The sequence below is a fragment of the Mycolicibacterium iranicum genome (assembly GCF_002101705.1).
In the GTDB taxonomy this organism is placed as follows: Bacteria; Actinomycetota; Actinomycetes; order Mycobacteriales; family Mycobacteriaceae; genus Mycobacterium; species Mycobacterium iranicum.
On record NZ_LQPC01000017.1, the window covers coordinates 1 to 21,362 of the forward strand.

Below are 21,362 nucleotides of genomic sequence, written 5' to 3' on the forward strand. Positions count from 1 at the left end.
CCCGGAAGCTAAGCCTACCAGCGCCGATGATACTACCCACCCGGGTGGAAAAGTAGGACACCGCCGAACACAAATTAGGAATCGCCCCCCACAATTGCGTGGGGGGCGATTTCCAATTTGCGCGCGTATTTGCGCACCGGGCATTAATTATGAGCCAAAAGATCTTGGCCGTATCCTTTCTTTGTGCCCCAAGACAATCAGGGTGGCCGCGGAGATCGTCGACCCAACCGCGCCTCCAACGGCAGCGGACAGCGACCCCGCAGGGATCAACGTTCGGCTCCGCGTTTTTCGGGACCGAACCGGGCACGTCCCGCACAACCGCGTCCCGACAGTGAGGACAACCGTCCCAGCGGGCCCCGAATCCCGCCGGAGATCGAGGCCCGACAACTCGCCCCCGAGATCCGCGGTGAACTCACTACGCTCGACAAATCGACTGCCGACATCGTTGCGCGGCATCTCGTCGCCGCCGGTGAGCTGCTGGACGAGGACCCCGAAGCCGCCTTGGAGCACGCCCGCGCGGCGCGTGCCCGCTCGGGCCGCATCGCCGCCGTCCGCGAAGCCGTTGGCATCGCCGCCTATCAGTGTGGAGATTGGGCGCAAGCCCTCGCTGAGCTTCGCGCGGCACGTCGAATGGGCAGTCGCTCACCACTATTGGCGCTCATCGCGGATTGTGAGCGCGGCGTCGGGCGACCGGAGCGTGCCATCGAACTTGCCCGCAGCCCCGAGGCCGCGGAGCTCACCGGCGACGACGCCGACGAACTTCGCATCGTCGTGGCCGGCGCCCGTTCTGATCTCGGACAGCATGAGCAGGCGCTCGCCCTTCTCTCCAGCCCTGCGCTCGATCCGTCCCGATCCGGTCAGACCTCGGCGCGACTCTTCTATGCCTACGCAGAGACGCTGCTCGCCCTCGGCCGCAAAGACGAAGCGCTGCAATGGTTCCTGCACGCAGCCAAGGCTGATGTCGAAGGGGTCACCGACGCCGAGGATCGGATTACGGAGCTTTCCTGACGTGAGCACTCTTGCGCAGCAACATGATTGTCTGTTGCTCGACCTCGACGGCACCGTGTTCCGCGGACATGAGCCCACACCGGGCGCGGTCGACACACTGGCAGCGGTCGAGTCTCGGATCCTGTTCGTCACGAACAACGCATCGCGCAGTGCCGGTCAGGTCGCCGACCATCTTGGCGAACTCGGGTTCTCGGCGGTGCCGGAAGACGTCGTCACCAGCGCGCAAAGCGCGGCCCGTCTACTCGGAGAGCAACTCCCCGGCGGAGCGAAGGTGCTCGTCATCGGTACGGATTCACTGGCCGCCGAGGTCAGGGGCGTGGGACTGGAGCCCGTGCGGGAATGGGCGGACGCTCCGGCCGCGGTCGTGCAGGGGCACAATCCGGAGACAGGGTGGCAGATCCTCGCCGAAGCAGCCCTGGCCATTCGTTCCGGTGCACTGTGGGTTGCCGCCAATGTCGACAAGACTCTGCCCTCGGAACGCGGCCTGCTCCCCGGCAACGGTTCCATGGTCGCCGCGCTACGCACCGCCACCGACGCCGATCCCCAGGTTGCCGGTAAGCCTGCACCGGCGCTGATGTCAGATGCGCTGTCCCGCGGCCAGTTCGACACCCCGCTGGTCGTCGGAGACCGTCTCGACACCGATATCGCCGGCGCCGTCGCATCGCAACTGCCCAGCCTGATGGTGCTCTCCGGCGTGAACTCCGCAGAGGATGCGATCTGGGCGATCCCCGAGCAACGGCCTGACTTCCTTGCCGAAGATCTGCGCGCCCTCACCGCGCAGGAAGCTGACCTGCTGCGTATCGCGCGTCACCCTGGATGGCACGTCGACATCACCGACCGGGGCGTCACGGTGACGTCCACCGGGGCAGACCCGGGCGATGCGCTGTCCGTGGTCCGCGCCGTGGCCGCGACGGTGTGGTCCGCCGACATCCTCAGAAGGCCCATCATCGGCGTAGGCGACGAGGCGCGACAGGCCGTCGAACGGTGGTCGCTGGTGTCGCCCCGCATCGACTAGCGTGAACTCCGACATGACTAACGAAGCCGACCAGATCCGCGCCCAGGTCGTCGAACTCCTCGGCGAGCCGTTCGACCTGTCGGCGTCCGATCTGGACGCCGTGGCGGCGCGTCTCGAAGAGGCCCACGATCTGTTGGTGCGTGCGCTGGAATCGGTCGAGAAGGGCTGATCCGCGTGACGCGTCGCGCACGTGTGGACGCCGAACTGGTTCGACGAGGACTCGCCCGTTCGCGCCAGCAGGCGGCCGAGCTGATCGGGTCCGGCCGGGTCCGCGTGGACGGAATGCCGGCCGCCAAACCCGCCACCGCTGTTTCGGTGAATGCCAATCTGACTGTCGACCACGGCGACGAGGACACCTGGGTGTCACGCGGCGCGCACAAGTTGATCGGGGCCCTTGACGGTTTCGGACTCGACGTCGAGGGCCGCCGATGCCTCGATGCCGGCGCCTCCACCGGGGGATTCACCCAGGTCCTGCTGAGTCGCGATGTCCGTGAAGTCGTTGCCGTCGACGTGGGGTACGGCCAGCTGGCGTGGCCGGTGCGCACCGACCCGCGGGTGATCGTCATGGAACGCACCAACGTGCGTGACCTCACCGTCGAAGCGATCGGCGGGCCTGTCGACCTCATCGTCGCGGACCTGTCGTTCATCTCGCTGGCGACGGTGCTGCCCGCACTGACCGCATGCGCGTCACCCGGCGCCGATATCGTTCCCATGGTGAAACCGCAGTTCGAGGTCGGCAAAGACCGGGTCGGTGCCGGCGGTGTGGTCTCTGATCCGCTGCTGCGCGTGGATGCGGTGCGCGGGGTCGCGCGCCGAGCGGCCGAGCTGAACTGGCACGCTGTCGCCGTGACCGCCAGCCCGTTGCCTGGACCCGCCGGCAATGTCGAGTACTTCCTGCACCTACGGGCGCAGACCGACCCGATGCCACCCGACGTGTTCGAAGCCGTGGTGCACCAAGCAGTCGAGGAGGGACCCCAATGACGGGCAACCCCGAACGCACCATCCTGCTCGTCGTGCACACCGGTCGCCCCGATGCCGCCGATGTCGCGCGTCGGGTCGAAAAGGTCCTCGCCGACAACGGGATCGGGTTGCGTGCGCTGTCCGCCGAGGCAGTCGACCGCGGCCCGATACCGCTCTCACCCGATGACAGAAGAGCCCTCGGTGCCGAGATCACGGTGGTTGACGCCGATGAGCGCGCCGCAGAAGGGTGCGAGCTGGTGCTTGTGCTCGGTGGCGACGGGACCTTCCTGCGTGCCGCAGAACTGGCACGCAACGTGGAGATCCCTGTGCTGGGCGTGAACCTGGGCAAGATCGGCTTCCTGGCCGAGGCCGAGGCAGAGGCGATCGACACCGTGATCGACCACATCGTCCGTCGCGACTATCGCGTCGAGAACCGGATGACGCTCGACGTCACCGTCCGTGCAGGGGGCGAGATCCTGGACCGCGGATGGGCGCTCAACGAGGCGAGCCTGGAGAAAGGTCCGCGGCTGGGGGTGCTCGGAGTGGTCGTCGAAGTCGATGGACGGCCGGTGTCGTCGTTCGGGTGTGACGGCGTGCTGGTGTCCACCCCGACGGGGTCGACGGCCTATGCGTTCTCGGCGGGCGGACCGGTGCTGTGGCCCGACCTGGAGGCAATCATCGTGGTGCCGAACAACGCGCACGCGTTGTTCGCCCGTCCGATGGTGACCAGTCCGGAGGCCTCGATCGCGATCGAGATCGAGGCGACAGGTCACGATGCGCTGGTGTTCTGCGACGGGCGGCGCGAGATGGTCGTGCCCGCGGGCGGACGGCTGGAGGTGATCCGGTGCGGTACGCCGCTGAAGTGGGTGAGGCTCGACAGCGCTCCGTTCACCGACCGGCTGGTGCGCAAGTTCCGGTTGCCGGTCACAGGGTGGCGCGGGCAGTAGTGCTAGCGGAGATCCGAATCGAGGCGCTGGGCGCCATCAATGCCGCGACGGCCGAGTTCGACGGGGGGCTGACGGTGCTCACCGGCGAGACCGGCGCGGGCAAGACGATGGTCGTCACCGGACTGCATCTTCTCGGCGGCGCCCGCGCTGATGCGACCAAGGTGCGTTCGGGCGCAGACCGTGCTGTCGTCGAAGGTCGTTTCACCACAACCGAACTCGGTGCGTCGGTGATCGCCCAGGTCGAAGAGATCCTCGACTCCTCGGGTGCCGAACGTGACGACGACGGCAGCGTCATCGCTGCGCGTTCGGTCAATCGGGACGGCCCGTCGCGAGCGTTCCTGGGCGGCCGCAGCGTGCCCGCGAAGTCACTGAGCGAGTTCACCAACGAACTGTTGACGCTGCACGGCCAGAACGACCAGTTGCGCTTGATGCGGCCCGACGAGCAGCGCGCCGCACTCGATCGCTACGCCGACGTCGGTCACCGGCTTGAGCGCTACCGCTCTGTCCGTGAACAATGGCTCGGCGCCAGGCGTGACCTCGAGGACCGACGCCGCCGCACCCGGGAGCTGGCTCAGGAGGCCGACCGGCTGCAGTTCGCACTGAACGAGATCGACGTGGTAGCACCGCAATCCGGTGAGGACGAGGCCCTCGTGGCCGACATCCGGAGGTTGTCTGAACTCGACGCGCTGCGCGAGGCTGTCCAAACGGCGCGGGCCTCACTGTCAGGCGACGGCGACGAAGGCGCCGACGGGTTCTCCGCTGCGGGCGCGGTCGGCCAGGCGCGCACCGCCCTGGAGAACACCGACGACGCTCCTCTCAAGTCGCTGGCCGAGCAGCTGGGGGCGGCTCTGACGGTGCTGGTCGACGTGTCCGGTGAGCTCAGCCAGTACCTCTCCGAACTTCCCAGTGACGCAAGCACATTGGAAACAAAGCTGGCCCGCCAAGCCGAGCTGCGGACATTGACCAGAAAGTACGCCGCGGACATCGACGGGGTACTGAGCTGGGCCAAGCAGGCTCGCGAACGCCTCTCGCAGCTCGACGTGTCCGAAGAGACGCTGGCCGGAATGGAACGCCGCGTCTCCGAGCTGCAGGCGAAGGTGGTCTCGGCGGCCGAGGATGTCACGAAGGTGCGGGTCAAGGCGGCCAAAGGCTTGTCGAAGGCCGTCACGGCCGAGCTGTCGGGCTTGGCGATGTCCGGCGCCGAGTTCATGATCTCGGTCGCGCCCCTGGCTGCGCGCGCCGACGACAGCGCCCCGCTGGCGCTCCCTTCCGGTACCACTGTGCACGCCGGCCATGACGGGGCGGATGCCGTCGAGTTCGGTTTCGCGGCCCACGGCGGTTCCGACCTGTTACCGCTGAACAAGAGCGCGTCGGGTGGCGAGTTGTCGCGGGTGATGCTGGCGCTGGAGGTGGTGCTTTCGGCATCGACCGAAGGCACGACGATGGTGTTCGACGAGGTCGACGCCGGCGTCGGGGGGCGAGCGGCGGTTCAGATCGGTCGCAGGCTGGCGCGGCTGGCGCGCACGCACCAGGTCATCGTGGTCACCCACCTTCCCCAGGTGGCGGCGTATGCCGACGCCCACCTCGTCGTCGAGGGAGTCACCGGTCGTGACGACGGCAAGAAGGCCAGGGCGAAGTCGAGCGGCGTCCGCCGACTCGACGACGACGATCGAGTCGCCGAGCTGGCGAGGATGCTCGCCGGACTGGGGGAGTCCGACAGCGGCCGGGCGCATGCGCGCGATCTGCTCGACGCGGCACGCAAGGACAAAGCCTCCTCAAGCGAGGCCACCACCAGGGTGTGACTGGTGTGAAGCCTGTGACTCAAGTGACGAGAGATAACTTCTGAGGCTGGTGTTACGGCGCGCCTCCGACAATTCGGCGGCACGCCTGTCCAGAATCGGGCCATGAAGATGTCTGCGTTGCTGTCCCGTAATGCCAGCTCAAAGCCAGGTATCACCGGCACCGCCCGGGTTGACCGGGACATCGATCGACTTCTGAGACGGATCACCCCGGGTGACATCGTCGTCCTCGATGCGCTCGACCTGGACCGCGTCACTGCCGACGCCCTTGTCGACGCCGGCGTCGCCGCCGTGGTGAACGCATCGTCATCCATCTCGGGTCGCTACCCCAACCTCGGCCCCGAGGTGCTGGTGGCCAACGGCATCGCACTCGTCGACGACACGGGCCCCGAGGTCTTCAAGAAGGTCAAGGACGGCGCGCGCATCCGACTCAACGAGGGAGGCGTGTACTCCGGTGACCGGCGGCTGATTCTCGGCACCGAGCGCACCGACGCCGACATCCACGAATTGATGCAAGAGGCCAAGGGAGGTCTCGTCGCACACCTGGAAGCCTTCGCCGGCAACACCATCGAATTCATCCGCAGCGAGAGCCCGCTGCTGATCGACGGGATCGGGATCCCCGACGTCGACGTCGACATGAACCGCCGCCACGTCGTGATCGTGGCCGAGGAAGACAACGCCGCCGCCGACCTCAAAGCACTCAAACCGTTCATCAAGGAGTATCAGCCGGTCCTCGTCGGCGTCGGCACGGGCGCTGACATCCTGCGCAAGGCGGGCTACCGGCCGGCGCTGATCGTCGGTGATCCCGACAAGATCAGCACCGAGGTGCTGCGCTGCGGCGCCCAGGTTGTGCTGCCCGCCGATGCCGATGGACATGCGGCGGGCCTGGAGCGCATTCAGGATCTCGGCGTCGGCGCGATGACGTTCCCCGCCGCTGGCTCGGCGGCTGACCTCGCCCTGCTGCTCTGCGACCATCACGGCGCGTCCTTGATCGTCACCGTCGGTCACACCGCCAGCATCGAGGAGTTCTTCGACCGCACCCGACAGCAGAGCAATCCGTCAACGTTCTTGACCCGCATGAAAGTCGGCGAGAAGCTCGTCGACGCCAAAGCGGTGGCCACGCTGTACCGCAGCCGGGTCTCCGGCGGCGCGATCGCGCTCCTGGTCCTCGCGATGCTCATTGCGGTGATTGCGGCGCTGTGGGTGTCGCGCGCCGATGCCGCCGTGCTGGAGTGGGTGTCGCAGTACTGGAACCAGTTCCTGCTGTGGGTCCAGGGCCTGGTCTCGTAGGGAACTGACGATGATCTCGCTGCGCTCGCACGCCATTTCGCTCGCTGCGGTGTTCCTGGCGCTGGCCATCGGCGTGGCTCTGGGGTCGGGGATGCTGTCCAACACCGTGCTGTCCGGCCTGCGCGACGACAAGCAGGACATGCAGCAGCAGATCGACACCTTGACCGACGACCGCAATATGCTGAACGAGAAGCTCAGCGCCGCTGGTGATTTCGATGCTCAGATGGCGCCCAGGATCCTGCAGAACACGCTGGCCAAGAAGTCGGTGATCATCTTCCGGACCCCCGACGCCGCCGATGACGACGTCGAAGCGTTGACGCGTCTCGTCGCAGCAGGCGGCGGCACGGTCACGGGGACCATCGGTCTGACCCAGGAGTTCGTCGACGCCAACTCGGCCGAGAAACTGCTGTCGGTGGTGAACTCGCCGATCGTGCCGGCCGGGGCCCAGTTGAGCACCGCCACCGTCGACCAGGGCTCGCAGGCCGGCGATCTGCTCGGCATCACACTGCTGATCGACAGGGACCCGAAAGCGGCGCCGGTCGACGACACCCAGCGCGACACCGTGCTGGCCGCGCTGCGCGACACCGGCTTCGTGACGTACGGCACCGAGCGCATCGGTGCGGCCAACACCGCACTCGTCGTCACCGGCGGGCCACTGGGTGAGGACGCCGGCAACCAGGGTGCCACGGTCGCTCGTTTCGCCTCCGGTCTCGCGCCGCACGGCTCGGGCACCGTCCTCGTCGGCCGCGATGGGTCGGCCACCGGGACCGCCGCCGTTGCCGTCACGAGGTCTGACGCCGCGCTCAAGAACGCTGTCAGCACCGTCGACAACGTCGACAGCGAATCGGGCCGCATCACGTCCGTGCTCGCGCTCAGCGCGCTGGCCAACGGGGCCAAGCCTGACCAATTCGGCATCGGCCAGGGAGCCACGTCGGTCACTGTGCCGCAGTAACCCGGCGCGTCACCGACACCTTGTCGGTGTCGGTGTTAGGGTGAGATTCCGTGGGTCGGCAGGCCCCAAACCGGGTGCGAACCCAGCGAAACAAGCCCTGCCCGGTCATCACGGAGGTAGTTCTTGCCATCATTACGCAAGCACCCGCAAACGGCCACCAAACACCTTTTCGTCACCGGTGGTGTGGTGTCGTCGCTCGGTAAAGGTTTGACGGCTTCCAGCCTCGGCCAGCTCCTCACCGCGCGGGGCCTGCAAGTAACGATGCAGAAGCTCGATCCTTACCTCAACGTGGATCCGGGCACCATGAACCCGTTCCAGCACGGCGAGGTGTTCGTCACCGAGGATGGCGCCGAGACCGATCTCGACGTCGGTCACTATGAGCGCTTCCTGGACCGCGATCTGTCCGGCTCGGCCAATGTCACCACTGGTCAGGTCTATTCGACGGTGATCGCCAAGGAGCGTCGTGGCGAGTACCTCGGGGACACCGTCCAGGTGATCCCGCACATCACCGATGAAATCAAGCGGCGTGTCCTTGAGATGGCCGCGCCGGACGTCGATGGGAACCGGCCCGACGTGGTCATCACCGAGGTTGGCGGCACCGTCGGCGACATCGAGTCGCTGCCCTTTCTCGAGGCCGCCCGTCAGGTGCGCCACGAGGTGGGCCGGGAGAACTGCTTTTTCCTCCACTGCTCGCTGGTCCCGTACATGGCGCCCTCGGGCGAGCTCAAGACCAAGCCGACCCAGCACTCTGTCGCCGCGCTGCGCAGCATCGGCATCACGCCGGACGCTCTGATCCTGCGCTGTGACCGCGACGTCCCCGAACCGCTGAAAAACAAGATCGCGCTGATGTGCGACGTCGACATCGACGGAGTCATCTCCACCCCGGATGCCCCGTCGATCTACGACATCCCCAAGGTGCTGCACCGCGAGGAACTCGATGCCTACGTGGTACGGCGGTTGAATCTTCCGTTCCGTGACGTTGACTGGACCCAGTGGAACGACCTCCTGCACCGGGTGCACGAACCGCGGGAAACCGTGCGAATTGCATTGGTGGGCAAGTACATCGACCTATCGGATGCCTACCTGTCGGTAGCCGAGGCGTTGCGTGCGGGTGGCTTTGCCCACCACGCCAAGGTGGATATCCGATGGATCCCGTCCGATGACTGCGAAACCGATATCGGCGCCGCGACAGCGCTCGCCGACGTCGACGGCGTGCTCATCCCCGGCGGCTTCGGTATCCGTGGCATCGAGGGCAAGGTCGGTGCGATCCGCTACGCCCGCAAGCGCGGTCTGCCCGTGCTCGGCCTGTGCCTGGGCCTGCAGTGCATCGTCATCGAAGCGGCGCGCTCGGTCGGTCTGTCCGGGGCCAACTCCGCGGAGTTCGACCCCGAGACCCCCGATCCGGTCATCTCCACGATGGCCGATCAGCGCGACGCCGTTGCGGGCGAGGCCGACCTCGGCGGCACGATGCGCCTCGGTGCGTATCCCGCTGTGCTGCAGAAGAATTCGTTGGTCGCCAAGGCCTACGATGCCACCGAGGTCTCCGAGCGGCACCGGCACCGATACGAGGTGAACAACGCCTACCGTGACCGGATCTCCGAAAGCGGCCTGCGATTCTCGGGTACCTCGCCCGACGGTCATCTCGTCGAGTTCGTCGAGTATCCGCCCGAGGTGCACCCGTTCATCGTCGGCACCCAGGCTCATCCCGAACTCAAGAGCAGGCCCACCCGCCCGCACCCATTGTTCGTCGCCTTCATAGGGGCGGCGGTCGAGTACAGCAACGGCGAACGACTCCCGGTCGAGATGCCGGCGATTCCTGACCAACAGTCCAACGGCGCCGAACACGCCCTCGAGGACGCCCCGGCCCGTGGCTGAGGACGCACCGGGCAGTCACGAGTTCTCCGTTGCCGCCAGCGAGACGGTGTATGTCGGCAAGATTCTGGCGCTGCGCGCTGACGAGGTGCGAATGCCAGGCGGTCGCACCGCGCGGCGGGAAGTTGTCGAGCATTTCGGTGCGGTCGCCATCGTCGCGTTGGACGACGACGGCCGGATCGTGCTGGTTCATCAGTACCGCCACGCATTCGGCAGGCGGCTGTGGGAACTGCCTGCGGGTCTGCTCGATTTCAGCGGTGAGGAGCCGCACCGGTCGGCGGCTCGCGAGTTGGCCGAGGAAGTGGGTCTTGCGGCCGACACCTGGCGCACCCTTGTCGATACCAATTCCGCACCCGGGTTCTGCGACGAGAGCGTGCGGGTGTTCCTGGCCACTGGACTGAGCGAGGTCGAGCGGCCCGAGGCGCACGACGAGGAAGCGGATCTGAAGGTGGAACGGTTCGACCTCGCCGACGCCGTCGCGAAGGTGTACTCCGGAGACATCGTGAACTCCATCGCGGTCGCAGGCATCCTCGCCGCGCATGCGATGCCCGACGTCGCGACGCTGAGACCCGTCGACGCCCCGTGGACCGATCGCCCCGGAGCGTTCGCCCGTCGAATGGGCCACCAATGACCACAGGCGTCGAATCTCCGGTACTGGACGAACAGCTCCAGAGCTATCTCGACCACCTCGCGATCGAACGCGGCGTGGCGGCCAACACCCTCAGCTCCTACCGCAGAGACCTGCGCCGCTACGCCGATCACCTCTCGTCGCGGAGCGTCACGGACCTAGCCGGCGTCACCGAGGCCGACGTCAGCGAGTTCCTGGTATCCCTGAGGCGCGGCGATCCGGACAACGGCGTGGTGCCGCTGTCCGCGGTGTCGGCCGCCCGTGCCCTGATCGCAGTGCGTGGACTGCACAAGTTTGCGGCGGCCGAAGGCATCGCCGCGATAGACGTGGCCCGCGACGTGAAGCCGCCGACCCCGAGTCGCCGGCTGCCCAAGAGCCTGACGCTTGACGAGGTGCTCGCGTTGTTGGAGGCCGCCGGGGGCGACAGCGACGCCGACTCCCCGCTGACACTGCGCAACCGCGCGCTGTTGGAGCTGCTGTACTCGACCGGCGCGCGGATCTCGGAAGCCGTCGGCCTCGACATCGACGACGTTGACACCAAGGCCAGGTCCGTCCTCCTGAGAGGCAAGGGCGGCAAGCAGCGGCTGATCCCCATCGGGCGACCGGCCGTGACCGCACTCGACACCTATCTCGTGCGTGGCAGGCCGGACCTGGCGCGTCGCGGCCGGGGCACGCCTGCGATCTTCCTCAATGCCCGCGGCGGACGGCTGTCGCGCCAAAGCGCATGGCAGGTGCTGCAGGACGCCGCCGACCGGGCGGGTATCACCGCGACGGTGTCGCCGCACGTGTTGCGGCATTCGTTCGCCACCCACCTGCTCGACGGCGGCGCAGACGTTCGCGTCGTGCAGGAACTGCTCGGGCACGCGTCGGTGACGACGACGCAGATCTACACGATGGTCACGGTGAACGCACTGCGCGAGGTGTGGGCAGGAGCGCACCCACGGGCGCAGTGATCAGCGCTGGCCTAGATACTCCGATTCCAGCACCAGGTCGGGAAGCAGCCGCTGGTACTCGACGTGTGTGCGGTGCTCGATGGTGTGCCACACCGTGCCTTCACTGCCGCGCATGTACGCCCGGTAGGCAGGCGCGCCGGGAATGCCGACATTGTCGGCGACGACGATCGAGCCTTGGTGCAACCAATTGCGCATGAGGATCGTGCGCAGGTCGGAGAGGTAAGCCCGTTTGTCGTGGTCGATGAACACCAGGTCGACAGCCCCGTCGGTGAACCCGTGGTCGCGGGCCAGCGTGTCGGCGGTGCGGCCGTCGTCGCCGAGGGTGCCGACGACGCATGTGATCCGGTCGGCGGCCCCGGCGTGCGCCCAGATCCGTCGCGCCACATCGGCATTCGCCGCTGAGAACTCGACCGAGTAGATCCGTGCCGACGGGGCTGCCGCCGCTATTCGAAGGGCGCTGTACCCGCAGTAGGTGCCGAGCTCGAGTACCAGGCCTGGGTCGGCCCGGCGCACGGCCGCGTCGAGCAGCGTGCCCTTCTTGTCGCCGATGTTGATCAGCATCGACTGTTCGTAGGCGAAGGAGTCGATCGCGGCCAGGGCGTCGCCGATATCGCCGGGGCGGGCACTGGCCTCGACGTATGCGGCGCAGGCCGCTTCGCGCCCGTCGCCGATCTGACCCGTTCGGATGAAAGACGGCATGCCGGCCGCCAGCCGTGCCCATGACCTGATGCCCATGCCGACAGATTAGGAGGGTCGCGGGCGTGTTGCCTGCGGGTCTGGCTCACCAGCGCGTTGCGCACCGTTAAACTTGCCCGGATGTCCGCCATGCCTGAGGGTTGCCTGACCAGCGACGGTCCGGCATGACCGACGACACCGGACTGGACCCCGAGCCGACACCCGGCCTGACCGGCCGTCTGCCCCGGGCCATCCCCGAGCCCGCACCACGCACCTCGCACGGTCCGGCCAAGGTGATCGCGATGTGCAATCAGAAGGGCGGCGTCGGCAAGACGACGTCCACGATCAACCTGGGGGCCAGCCTCGCCGAGTACGGCAGGCGGGTGCTGCTCGTCGACCTCGATCCGCAGGGTGCGCTGTCGGCGGGGCTCGGGGTGCCGCACTACGAACTGGACCACACCGTGCACAACCTGCTGGTGGAGCCGCGGGTATCGATCGATCAGGTGCTTATCACGACACGCGTGCCCGGCCTGGATCTTGTGCCGAGCAACATCGACCTGTCCGCCGCAGAGATCCAACTGGTGAACGAGGTGGGTCGCGAGCAGTCGTTGGCCCGCGCGCTCTACCCGGTACTGGACCGCTACGACTACGTCCTGATCGACTGCCAGCCGTCGCTCGGGCTGCTCACCGTCAACGGGTTGGCGTGCAGCGACGGCGTCATCATTCCCACCGAGTGCGAGTTCTTCTCGCTGCGCGGTCTGGCCCTGCTGACCGACACCGTCGAGAAGGTGCACGACCGGCTCAACCCGAAGCTGTCGATCAGCGGAATTCTGATCACCCGATACGACCCCAGGACGGTGAACTCGCGCGAGGTGATGGCGCGTGTGGTCGAGCGGTTCGGCGATCTCGTGTTCGACACCGTCATCACCCGCACCGTGCGCTTCCCCGAAACCAGTGTCGCCGGCGAACCCATCACCACCTGGGCGCCCAAATCGGCTGGGGCCGAAGCATATCGGGCGCTGGCGCGTGAGGTCATCCACCGGTTCGGCGCGTGAGCGAGGCAGCGCCTGAAGACGCGTCGGCTCAGGCTGGGTTCCAAGTTCGGCTCAGCAACTTCGAGGGCCCGTTCGACCTGCTGCTGCAACTAATCTTCGGTCACCGGCTCGACGTCACCGAGGTGGCGCTGCATCAGGTCACCGACGAGTTCATCGCGTACACCAAGGCGATCGGGGCTCAGCTAGAGCTCGATGAGACGACGTCGTTCCTGGTGGTCGCGGCCACCCTGCTCGACCTGAAGGCTGCGCGCCTGCTGCCCGCAGGTGAAATCCACGACGAGGAGGACCTGGCGCTTCTGGAAGTTCGCGATCTGCTGTTCGCGCGGCTGCTGCAGTACAGGGCGTTCAAGCACGTCGCAGAGATGTTCGCCGAGCTCGAGGCCGCGGCAATGCGGAGCTATCCGCGCGCAGTGTCGCTCGAAGATCGCTTCTCCGATCTGTTGCCCGAAGTGATGCTTGGCGTCGACGCGGCGCGATTCGCCGAGATCGCCGCAGCAGCGTTCACCCCTCGCCCGGTGCCCGCCGTGGGCCTCGACCACCTGCACCAGGTGGCGGTCTCGGTGCCCGAGCAAGCCGCGAACCTGATGTCGCTGCTGGAGCAGCGGGGGATCGGCCACTGGGCCACGTTCTCCGACCTGGTTGCCGATTGCCGAATGCCGATGGAGATCGTCGGAAGGTTCCTGGCGCTGCTCGAGTTGTACCGAGCGCGAGCGGTAGCATTCGAACAACCAGAAGCGCTTGGTGTGCTCCAGATTTCGTGGACCGGCGAGCGGCCGACCAGCGATCAGCTGGCAACCGCGGATGCGGAATAGAAAGACGATGACAGAAGACATCTCGACTCAGGACGAGCTCGATGGCGAGCGCAGCGCCGAGCTCGGAACCGACGAGTTCGACGAGGCCGCAGCTCCTGAGCTGGACGAGGCTGAGCTGGACGCCGTCCTCGAAGCGCTGCTGCTCGTCGTCGATACCCCGGCATCCGTTGACGCACTGGCCACCGCCACCGGCCAGCCAGCCGGTCGCGTAGCTGAGCGGCTGCAGGTTCTCGCCGACGGTTTCGCCGCACGAGACAGCGGCATCGATCTGCGTGAGGCCGGCGGCGGTTGGCGTATGTACACCCGCTCCAAGTACGCGCCATATGTCGAGAAACTGCTGCTCGACGGCGCCCGATCGAAGCTGACCCGGGCCGCGCTCGAGACCCTCGCGGTGGTGGCCTACCGCCAGCCTGTCACGCGGGCCCGCGTGAGTGCGGTGCGCGGCGTCAACGTCGACGCGGTGATACGCACCCTGGTGGCACGAGGACTGATCACCGAAGCGGGCACCGACGACGACTCGGGCGCGGTGACGTTCGCCACCACCGAGTTGTTCCTCGAGCGGCTGGGGTTGACGTCGCTGACCGACCTGCCGGACATCGCGCCGCTGCTGCCCGACGTCGACGTGATTGACGACCTCAGTGAAACCCTCAGTGAAGAGCCGCGTTTCATGAAACTCAACGGAACGGCATCGGCACCCGAGGTGCCGTCGTCGTTCGACGTGGATCAGGACTGAACATGACCGATGGCGAAGGTGTGCGCCTGCAAAAAGTGTTGTCCCAGGCGGGAATTGCATCCCGCCGGGTCGCCGAGAAGATGATCCTCGACGGCCGCGTCGAGGTCGACGACCAGATCGTCACCGAATTGGGTACCCGGGTGGATCCCGAGGTGTCGGTGATACGCGTCGACGGTGCCCGGATCGCGGTCAATGACGAGCGGATGTACCTGGCGATCAACAAGCCGCGCGGGATGCATTCCACGATGGCCGACGATCGGGGGCGTCCCTGCATCGGCGACCTGGTCGAGCACCGGGTTCGAGGAAACAAGAACCTGTTTCACGTCGGACGGTTGGACGCCGACACCGAGGGGCTGCTGCTGCTCACCAACGACGGCGAGTTGGCTCACCGACTGATGCATCCGTCCTTCGAGGTGCCGAAGTCCTACGTGGCCACCGTGCTGGGCTCGGTGCCGCGCGGGTTGGGCAAGAAGTTGCGCGGTGGCGTCGAACTCGACGACGGGCCGGTGCAGATCGACGACTTCGCAGTGGTAGACACCGTCCCGGGCAAGACGCTGGTCCGGGTGACGCTCCACGAAGGCCGCAAGCACATCGTGCGCCGTCTGCTCGCCGAGGTCGGCTTCCCGGTGCAGGAACTCGTCCGGACAGACATCGGTGCAGTCAGCCTCGGTGACCAGCGTCCCGGAAGCATCCGGGTGTTGACTCAGAAGGAGATCGGCGAACTGTACAAGGCGGTGGGTTTGTGAGCCAATCCCTGGTGATCGCGATCGACGGTCCCGCAGGTACCGGAAAGTCATCGGTGGCAAGGGGTTTGGCGACCGCGCTGAACGCCGCCTACCTCGATACCGGCGCGATGTACCGGATTGTGACCCTGAGTGTGCTGCGCTCGGGCATCGATCTCGACGACCCGGCGGCCGTCGCCGCGGCGATCGGGAATGTCGATATGGCGGTCGGGCATGATCCCGGTGAGGACCGCTGTTGCCTTGCAGGAGAAGATGTTTCGGCGGAGATTCGTGGCGATGCCGTCACCAAGGCGGTGTCGGCCGTGTCCGCAGTTCCCGAGGTGCGCCAGCGCCTCGTTGAACTGCAGCGCGAACTCGCCTCGACGTCGGGCAACGTCGTCGTCGAAGGCCGGGACATCGGGACCGTGGTACTGCCCGACGCCGACGTGAAGATCTTCCTTACCGCCTCGGCCGAAGAGCGGGCGAGACGCCGTCACGGCCAGAACGTGGCAGGCGGGCTCCCCAGCGATTACGAGGCGGTGCTCGCCGACGTCAAGCGACGTGATCACCTCGACTCCACCCGTGCAGTGTCGCCATTGCGCGCCGCCGACGACGCCATCGTGGTGGACACCAGCACGATGAATCAGTCCGAGGTCATCACTCATCTGACTGAGCTCGTCGCACAGAAAGTGGGTGTAGGACAATGACTTCGGACGATGCAGACACCCGAGGTGATGGCTCGGACGCCGGGGACGGCGTCTGGTTCGACGAGGGCGACTGGGAAGTCGGGGCCGAAGAGGTTGCCGAGGCGATCGAGGAAGTGTCGGCGCCGCCACCCGTGGTGGCCGTCGTCGGCCGGCCGAACGTCGGAAAGTCCACCCTGGTGAACCGGATCCTGGGCCGCAGGGAAGCGGTCGTTCAGGACGTCCCCGGCGTGACGCGCGACCGGGTGTCCTATGACGCGACCTGGGCGGGACAGCGCTTCGTGGTGCAGGACACCGGCGGATGGGAGCCCGATGCGAAGGGGCTGCAGCAACTCGTCGCTGACCAGGCATCCGTCGCGATGCGCACCGCCGACGGGATCATCTTCGTCGTCGACTCAGTCGTCGGAGCCACCGCGGCCGACGAAGCCGCGGCGAAACTGCTGCAGCGATCCGGAAAGCCGGTCTTCCTGGCGGCCAACAAGGTTGACAACGAACGGGGTGAAGCCGACGCCGCGGCGCTGTGGTCGCTCGGGTTGGGAGAGCCGCACACGATCAGCGCCATGCACGGCCGTGGCGTCGCCGACCTGCTCGACACGGTCGTCAGGGCGCTGCCGACCGTTTCTGAAGTGTCGGCGGGCGGTAGCGGCGGTCCCCGCCGGGTGGCGCTGATCGGCAAGCCGAACGTCGGCAAATCGTCGCTGCTGAACCGCCTTTCGGGCGACGAGCGGTCGGTGGTGCACGACGTCGCGGGAACGACCGTCGACCCGGTGGACTCGCTGATCGAAATGGAGGGCAAGCTGTGGCGTTTCGTCGACACCGCCGGGTTGCGCCGTAAGGTCGGCCAGGCCAGCGGCCACGAGTTCTACGCGTCTGTGCGTACCCACGGAGCGATCGATTCCGCCGAGGTGGCCATCGTCCTCGTCGATGCGTCTCAGCCGCTGACCGAGCAGGACCAGCGGATCTTGTCGATGGTGATCGAGGCAGGCCGGGCTCTGGTGCTGGCGTTCAACAAATGGGACCTCGTCGACGAGGACCGCCGCTACCTGCTGGACCGCGAGATCGATCTGCAGCTGTCGCAGCTGCAGTGGGCTCCGCGGGTCAACATCTCGGCGAAGACCGGCAGGGCTGTGCAGAAGCTGGTGCCGGCGTTGGAGACGTCGCTGGCGTCGTGGGACAAGCGGATCACCACCGGTCAGCTCAACACGTTCCTCAAGGAGGTGGTGGCCGCGACGCCGCCACCGGTGCGCGGCGGTAAGCAGCCGAGAATTTTGTTCGCCACCCAAGCCACGGCGAGGCCGCCGACCTTCGTGCTGTTCACCACCGGCTTCCTCGAGGCCGGCTACCGCCGCTTCCTTGAGCGCAGGCTGCGCGAGACATTCGGTTTCGAAGGCAGCCCGATCCGGATCAACGTCAGGGTTCGGGAGAAGCGCGGAGCGAAGCGCTAGCGGAGCGACCATGGATGCGGAGCGAAGCGCTAGCGGAGCGACCATGGATGCGGAGCGAAGCGCTAGCGGAGCGACCATGGATCGGGCCTGAAGGCTCGTCGGTGAGGTTTTTCTAGGTCTGGTTGGGGGAGGAGCGGGTAACAGTTTTGTCCGTAGTCGATATGGTCCTCATCGCCCTTGCCGGTGTGGGGGCCGGTGCCATCAACGCCCTCGTGGGCTCGGGCACCCTCATTACCTTCCCGACCCTGGTAACCCTCGGCTTCCCGCCGGTCACCGCGACCATGTCGAACGCAGTCGGCCTCGTTGCCGGCGGCGTATCCGGGACCTGGGGTTACCGACGTGAGCTGCAGGGTCAGTGGAGGCGACTCAAATGGCAGATTCCGGCGTCGTTCATCGGTGCCGGAGGCGGGGCGTGGCTGCTGCTGCACCTTCCGGAGAAGGTATTCATTCAGATCGTTCCCGTCTTGCTGATCCTGGCGCTGGTCCTGGTGGTGCTCGGACCGCGCATCCAGACCTGGGCCAAGCGCCGGGCCGAGGCCAGTGGGCAATCTGCCGACCATGTGTCGGCGGCGCGGATGACGGCACTGGTCGCCGGGACGTTCGCCGTCGGCGTGTACGGCGGCTACTTCACCGCGGCCCAGGGGATCCTGCTGATTGCCGTGATGGGAGCGCTGCTGCCCGAGGACATGCAGCGCATGAACGCGGCGAAGAACCTGTTGTCATTGATCGTCAACATCGTGGCCGCCGTGGCCTACACCGTCGTCGCCTTCGATCGGATCAGCTGGACTGCCGCCGGTCTGATCGCGGTCGGATCTCTGATCGGGGGGTTCGTCGGAGCCCACTACGGACGGCGACTGTCCCCGGGCATGTTGCGCGGCGTCATCGTGGTGGTGGGATTGATCGGGCTGTGGCGCTTGTTGACTGTGTAAGCTGTGCAGGGTTTTGGGTAGGACTCGACGATGGGATTCTCGATGGCTGATCGCGTGCTGGTCACGCCGGCGCCGTCTGATGTGTCCGCGCTCGAGCCTTTCTGGCCGTCGCGTCGACTGATGGCCTTCGACGAGTGGTGTTGTCGGCGTCCCTGACGCCCCAGCCCATTCGTCCGGTCGCTCATCGCGACCCCCTTCTGAAAGCAGCCCATGCGTTCGCTTCTCATCTTCACGCTCGTCGGTATCGGAGCCCAGCTGGTCGACGGGGCGCTGGGTATGGCGTTCGGCGTCACCGCGACCACGCTGTTGGTGTTGTCGAGCGTCGGGGCCGCGCAGGCCAGCGCCGCCGTCCACCTCGCCGAGGTGGGCACCACCTTCGCCTCGGGTCTGTCGCATTGGAAGTTCAAGAACATCGACTGGAAGCTGGTCGCCAAGCTGGGAGTGCCCGGGGCTCTCGGCGCCTTCCTCGGCGCCTCGGTTCTGTCGTCGCTGTCCACCGAGCACGCCGCGCCGTTGATGGCCGCGATTCTGGTCGGCATCGGCATCTATGTTTTGTTGCGTTTCTCGTTGCGCACTCCGTTGACTTTCGGCGCCAAGGGCACCAGCCACAGCGCCAAGTTTCTCGCCCCGCTGGGGTTGTTCGGCGGATTCATCGATGCGTCGGGCGGAGGTGGCTGGGGTCCCGTCACGACGAGCACGCTGCTGTCGCAGGGCAAGACCGCGCCGCGAACCGTCATCGGCTCGGTCAGCGCGTCGGAGTTCCTGGTGTCGGTATCGGCTTCCCTCGGATTCCTGATCGGGCTTCGCGAGGAGTTTCTCGACAACTGGCCGGTGGTCGTCGGCTTGATGGTCGGTGGTGTGATCTCCGCGCCGATCGCGGCATGGCTCGTCAGCCGCGTCAGCCCGGCGCTGCTGGGCTCTGCGGTGGGCGGTGTCATCGTGTTGACCAACAGTCAGAAGCTGGTCCACTTCTTCGACATCCACTGGCCGTGGTCGACCGCGATCTACTCGGTGATCGTCGTCGCGTGGGTCTCCCTGGTGGTCTATGCGTGGCGGACGTCGCGCGCACCGAAGTTCGCAGTCGAGAGTGGCCAGCGTGCTGAGAGCGACGTCGAATCAGAAACGCTCTCGCGCTGATTCCTGCTCCAAGACGGCTTCGAGGTCGCCGAGCCGCTCCATTGACGACACCGCACGGCGGGTGCGCATGTTCTTGGCGAGCAGGTCGCGATGGCGGTGGGTGAACGCCCAGTAACCGGCGGTGAAGGGGCACGCGTTCTCACCGAGACGCTTCTTGGGGTCGAACTCGCAGTCCCCGCAGTGGTTGCTCATCTTGTTGATGTAGGCCCCACCTGAGGTGTAGGGCTTGGTGGCAAGCAGACCCCCGTCGGCGTGCTGGCTCATCCCGACCACGTTCGTCGGCATGACCCAACGAAACCCGTCGACGTAGGCCGTCGCGAACCACTCGGTGAGCTCGTCAGGACGGTAACCGCGTTGCAACGCATGGCTTCCCAGAATCATGAGCCGCTGGATGTGGTGGGTCCAGCCGCGGTCGCGGACACCGGCAAGCGCATCATGCAGGCACCGGGCCGTGACGGCATCGGCATCGAGGTCGGCCCACCAGTCGGGCAGGTGGGTGCGCGCGTTGAGTTCGTTCTTGGACGTGTAGTCGGGCCCGAAGTGCCAATAAAGATGCCACATGTATTCGCGCCAGCCGAGGATCTGCCGGATGAAGCCCTCCACCGCTGCCAGCGGCGCCTTCTTGTCGTGGTAGGCGCGTTCGGCGGCCTCCACGGCGTCCAGCGGATGCAGCACCCCGAAGTTGAGTGGCACCGACAGCAGGGAGTGCGCCATCGCCCAGTCGTCGTTCATCATCGCGTCCTCGTAGCGGCCGAAGCTGGCGAGCCTGTGATCGATGAACCGGGTCAGCGCCCGCTTGGCTTCGGCGGGGGTGACGGCGAACAGGCGCGGGCCGTCAGCACCGATGGTGTCGAGATCCATCCGATCCAGGTCGTGACGCACCTGCTCGTCGATGTCGTCTTCGCGCGGTTTGTAGGGCGCCGGAACGTCGAGCGTCGACTGCTTCTTCGGCGGAGGTTCGCGATTGTCCTCGTCGTAGTTCCACCGATTGCCCACCGGGTCCGAACCGTTCATCAGCACGTCGAAGCGGCGACGCTGATCCCGATAGAAATCCTCCATCCGGAACCGGGTGCGCTGCCCGGCCCACTCCGCAAAATCCTTGCGCGGCAACGCGAAAGTGGGGGTGGGCAGCACGTCGGCCACAAGACCTTGCTTACGCAGGCGATGAACGAATCGTTCGGCGGCGTGCGAGGTGGGTTCGTGGACGAGAACGGGCCGCTTAAACCGCGTCAGGGCGTCGGTGTAGGTGTCGGCGCGCAGCAGGGTCGCGCGGTCACCGAGGTCGCGTTCGGCATGACGGAGCGCAGACAGGACGAGGTGCAGCTTCTGCCGGTGATAGCGGCGCTGGGAAAGTGCGGACGCCGCCTCGACAAGCAGGACTTCGCGATGAGCGTGCTCACCGCCATGCACCGCCGGACCGAGCTGGTCGGCGAACAGCCACAGGGGAGTGTCATCGCGCGTCGTCGCCATCTGTCCGTAGTACCCGTCGCCGATACCGCAGATGCGGTTGGGACCCAGGGGTCAGGCTGTTGTAAGCTTTCGTCCGCCTGCCGGCGATCCCGGAGGCACCACGGGCTGTGGCGCAGCTTGGTAGCGCACTTGACTGGGGGTCAAGTGGTCGCAGGTTCAAATCCTGTCAGCCCGACGCATGTGATGTCTCAGGACATCGGCGACAGCCGGACCTACGTTTGTAGGTTCGGCTGTTGTCGTTTCGGGGGTTGTCGGG

Annotated in this window: 21 protein-coding genes and 1 tRNA gene; 20 read left to right on the forward strand and 2 right to left on the reverse strand. The window is 66.6% G+C overall.

What is annotated here, in order from left to right; translation table 11 throughout:
- Positions 1-183: 183 nt before the first annotated feature.
- From AWC12_RS03100 to xerD, 11 genes are all read left to right on the forward strand, one after another.
- Positions 184-1,008 carry a tetratricopeptide repeat protein gene (locus tag AWC12_RS03100; RefSeq protein WP_085172328.1) on the forward strand — a complete coding sequence of 275 codons (825 nt, stop codon included), beginning with the start codon at positions 184-186 and terminating at the stop codon, positions 1,006-1,008.
- Between the two features lies 1 nt (position 1,009).
- Positions 1,010-2,023 (forward strand): HAD-IIA family hydrolase, encoded by a 1,014-nt coding sequence (locus tag AWC12_RS03105; RefSeq protein WP_085172330.1) that lies wholly within the window; start codon positions 1,010-1,012, stop codon positions 2,021-2,023.
- Between the two features lie 13 nt (positions 2,024-2,036).
- Positions 2,037-2,192, forward strand: coding sequence for a hypothetical protein (locus AWC12_RS30980; RefSeq protein WP_162834993.1), 156 nt, complete (start codon positions 2,037-2,039; stop codon positions 2,190-2,192).
- Between the two features lie 5 nt (positions 2,193-2,197).
- Positions 2,198-3,004, forward strand: a complete 807-nt coding sequence (locus tag AWC12_RS03110) for a TlyA family RNA methyltransferase (RefSeq protein WP_085172332.1) — start codon at positions 2,198-2,200, stop codon at positions 3,002-3,004.
- The gene (locus AWC12_RS03115) at positions 3,001-3,930 is read left to right on the forward strand and encodes an NAD kinase (RefSeq protein WP_024448904.1); all 930 of its coding nucleotides are present in this window, start codon (positions 3,001-3,003) and stop codon (positions 3,928-3,930) included. Before AWC12_RS03110 ends, AWC12_RS03115 begins: the two co-directional genes overlap by 4 nt.
- Complete coding sequence (recN, locus tag AWC12_RS03120; protein ID WP_085172334.1) at positions 3,930-5,732, forward strand: DNA repair protein RecN; 1,803 nt, start codon at positions 3,930-3,932, stop codon at positions 5,730-5,732. Before AWC12_RS03115 ends, recN begins: the two co-directional genes overlap by 1 nt.
- 102 nt (positions 5,733-5,834) lie before the next feature.
- Positions 5,835-7,019: a putative cytokinetic ring protein SteA gene (gene steA / locus AWC12_RS03125; RefSeq protein WP_024448902.1), complete on the forward strand. Its 1,185-nt coding sequence runs from the start codon at positions 5,835-5,837 to the stop codon at positions 7,017-7,019.
- A gap of 10 nt (positions 7,020-7,029) precedes the next feature.
- Positions 7,030-7,971, forward strand: coding sequence for a copper transporter (locus AWC12_RS03130; RefSeq protein ID WP_085172336.1), 942 nt, complete (start codon positions 7,030-7,032; stop codon positions 7,969-7,971).
- A 123-nt stretch (positions 7,972-8,094) separates the two neighbouring features.
- Entirely contained in the window at positions 8,095-9,846 is a 1,752-nt protein-coding gene (locus AWC12_RS03135; protein ID WP_024448900.1) for a CTP synthase, read from the forward strand.
- Complete coding sequence (locus AWC12_RS03140; protein ID WP_024448899.1) at positions 9,839-10,474, forward strand: NUDIX domain-containing protein; 636 nt, start codon at positions 9,839-9,841, stop codon at positions 10,472-10,474. Before AWC12_RS03135 ends, AWC12_RS03140 begins: the two co-directional genes overlap by 8 nt.
- Positions 10,471-11,424, forward strand: a complete 954-nt coding sequence (xerD, locus tag AWC12_RS03145; RefSeq protein WP_024448898.1) for a site-specific tyrosine recombinase XerD — start codon at positions 10,471-10,473, stop codon at positions 11,422-11,424. The genes AWC12_RS03140 and xerD overlap by 4 nt, the downstream gene beginning before the upstream one ends.
- On the opposite strand, the gene AWC12_RS03150 is transcribed toward xerD, so the two are convergent.
- Positions 11,425-12,159, reverse strand: coding sequence for an O-methyltransferase (locus AWC12_RS03150; RefSeq protein WP_085172338.1), 735 nt, complete (start codon positions 12,157-12,159; stop codon positions 11,425-11,427). It lies immediately after the preceding gene.
- Positions 12,160-12,284: 125 nt separating this feature from the next.
- Between AWC12_RS03150 and AWC12_RS03155 the strand changes: the two genes are divergently transcribed.
- The 8 genes from AWC12_RS03155 to AWC12_RS03190 all read left to right on the forward strand — a co-directional run bounded on the left by AWC12_RS03155 (position 12,285) and on the right by AWC12_RS03190 (position 19,636).
- Positions 12,285-13,154 (forward strand): ParA family protein, encoded by an 870-nt coding sequence (locus AWC12_RS03155; RefSeq protein WP_024448896.1) that lies wholly within the window; start codon positions 12,285-12,287, stop codon positions 13,152-13,154.
- On the forward strand, positions 13,151-13,966 hold the full coding sequence (locus tag AWC12_RS03160; RefSeq protein WP_024448895.1) for a segregation/condensation protein A: 816 nt from the start codon (positions 13,151-13,153) through the stop codon (positions 13,964-13,966). Before AWC12_RS03155 ends, AWC12_RS03160 begins: the two co-directional genes overlap by 4 nt.
- Before the next feature lie 7 nt (positions 13,967-13,973).
- A complete protein-coding gene (gene scpB, locus AWC12_RS03165; protein WP_024448894.1) occupies positions 13,974-14,699 on the forward strand; it encodes an SMC-Scp complex subunit ScpB in 726 nt (241 codons plus the stop codon).
- A gap of 2 nt (positions 14,700-14,701) precedes the next feature.
- Positions 14,702-15,445, forward strand: a complete 744-nt coding sequence (locus AWC12_RS03170) for a pseudouridine synthase (RefSeq protein ID WP_024448893.1) — start codon at positions 14,702-14,704, stop codon at positions 15,443-15,445.
- The gene (gene cmk, locus AWC12_RS03175) at positions 15,442-16,128 is read left to right on the forward strand and encodes a (d)CMP kinase (protein WP_024448892.1); all 687 of its coding nucleotides are present in this window, start codon (positions 15,442-15,444) and stop codon (positions 16,126-16,128) included. Before AWC12_RS03170 ends, cmk begins: the two co-directional genes overlap by 4 nt.
- Complete coding sequence (gene der / locus AWC12_RS03180) at positions 16,125-17,570, forward strand: ribosome biogenesis GTPase Der (RefSeq protein WP_024448891.1); 1,446 nt, start codon at positions 16,125-16,127, stop codon at positions 17,568-17,570. Before cmk ends, der begins: the two co-directional genes overlap by 4 nt.
- A 161-nt stretch (positions 17,571-17,731) precedes the next feature.
- Positions 17,732-18,499: a sulfite exporter TauE/SafE family protein gene (locus AWC12_RS03185; RefSeq protein ID WP_081660181.1), complete on the forward strand. Its 768-nt coding sequence runs from the start codon at positions 17,732-17,734 to the stop codon at positions 18,497-18,499.
- Positions 18,500-18,709: 210 nt separating this feature from the next.
- Positions 18,710-19,636 carry a sulfite exporter TauE/SafE family protein gene (locus AWC12_RS03190; RefSeq protein WP_024449565.1) on the forward strand — a complete coding sequence of 309 codons (927 nt, stop codon included), beginning with the start codon at positions 18,710-18,712 and terminating at the stop codon, positions 19,634-19,636.
- Here AWC12_RS03190 and AWC12_RS03195 read toward each other — a convergent pair.
- Positions 19,616-21,106, reverse strand: coding sequence for a cryptochrome/photolyase family protein (locus AWC12_RS03195; protein WP_085172340.1), 1,491 nt, complete (start codon positions 21,104-21,106; stop codon positions 19,616-19,618). The genes AWC12_RS03190 and AWC12_RS03195 overlap by 21 nt on opposite strands.
- A gap of 101 nt (positions 21,107-21,207) precedes the next feature.
- Between AWC12_RS03195 and AWC12_RS03200 the strand changes: the two genes are divergently transcribed.
- Positions 21,208-21,281: transfer RNA gene (locus AWC12_RS03200), tRNA-Pro, on the forward strand.
- Positions 21,282-21,362: the final 81 nt, after the last annotated feature.

Coding starts and splice junctions, on each gene's coding strand:
- AWC12_RS30980 (WP_162834993.1), top strand. CDS start 2,037: ATGACTAACGAAGCCGACCAGATCCGCGCCCAGGTCGTCGAACTCCTC.
- AWC12_RS03115 (WP_024448904.1), top strand. CDS start 3,001: ATGACGGGCAACCCCGAACGCACCATCCTGCTCGTCGTGCACACCGGT.
- steA (WP_024448902.1), top strand. CDS start 5,835: ATGAAGATGTCTGCGTTGCTGTCCCGTAATGCCAGCTCAAAGCCAGGT.
- AWC12_RS03130 (WP_085172336.1), top strand. CDS start 7,030: ATGATCTCGCTGCGCTCGCACGCCATTTCGCTCGCTGCGGTGTTCCTG.
- xerD (WP_024448898.1), top strand. CDS start 10,471: ATGACCACAGGCGTCGAATCTCCGGTACTGGACGAACAGCTCCAGAGC.
- AWC12_RS03150 (WP_085172338.1), bottom strand. CDS start 12,159: ATGGGCATCAGGTCATGGGCACGGCTGGCGGCCGGCATGCCGTCTTTC.
- AWC12_RS03155 (WP_024448896.1), top strand. CDS start 12,285: ATGACCGACGACACCGGACTGGACCCCGAGCCGACACCCGGCCTGACC.
- scpB (WP_024448894.1), top strand. CDS start 13,974: ATGACAGAAGACATCTCGACTCAGGACGAGCTCGATGGCGAGCGCAGC.
- AWC12_RS03170 (WP_024448893.1), top strand. CDS start 14,702: ATGACCGATGGCGAAGGTGTGCGCCTGCAAAAAGTGTTGTCCCAGGCG.
- der (WP_024448891.1), top strand. CDS start 16,125: ATGACTTCGGACGATGCAGACACCCGAGGTGATGGCTCGGACGCCGGG.
- AWC12_RS03185 (WP_081660181.1), top strand. CDS start 17,732: ATGGTCCTCATCGCCCTTGCCGGTGTGGGGGCCGGTGCCATCAACGCC.
- AWC12_RS03190 (WP_024449565.1), top strand. CDS start 18,710: ATGCGTTCGCTTCTCATCTTCACGCTCGTCGGTATCGGAGCCCAGCTG.
- AWC12_RS03195 (WP_085172340.1), bottom strand. CDS start 21,106: ATGGCGACGACGCGCGATGACACTCCCCTGTGGCTGTTCGCCGACCAG.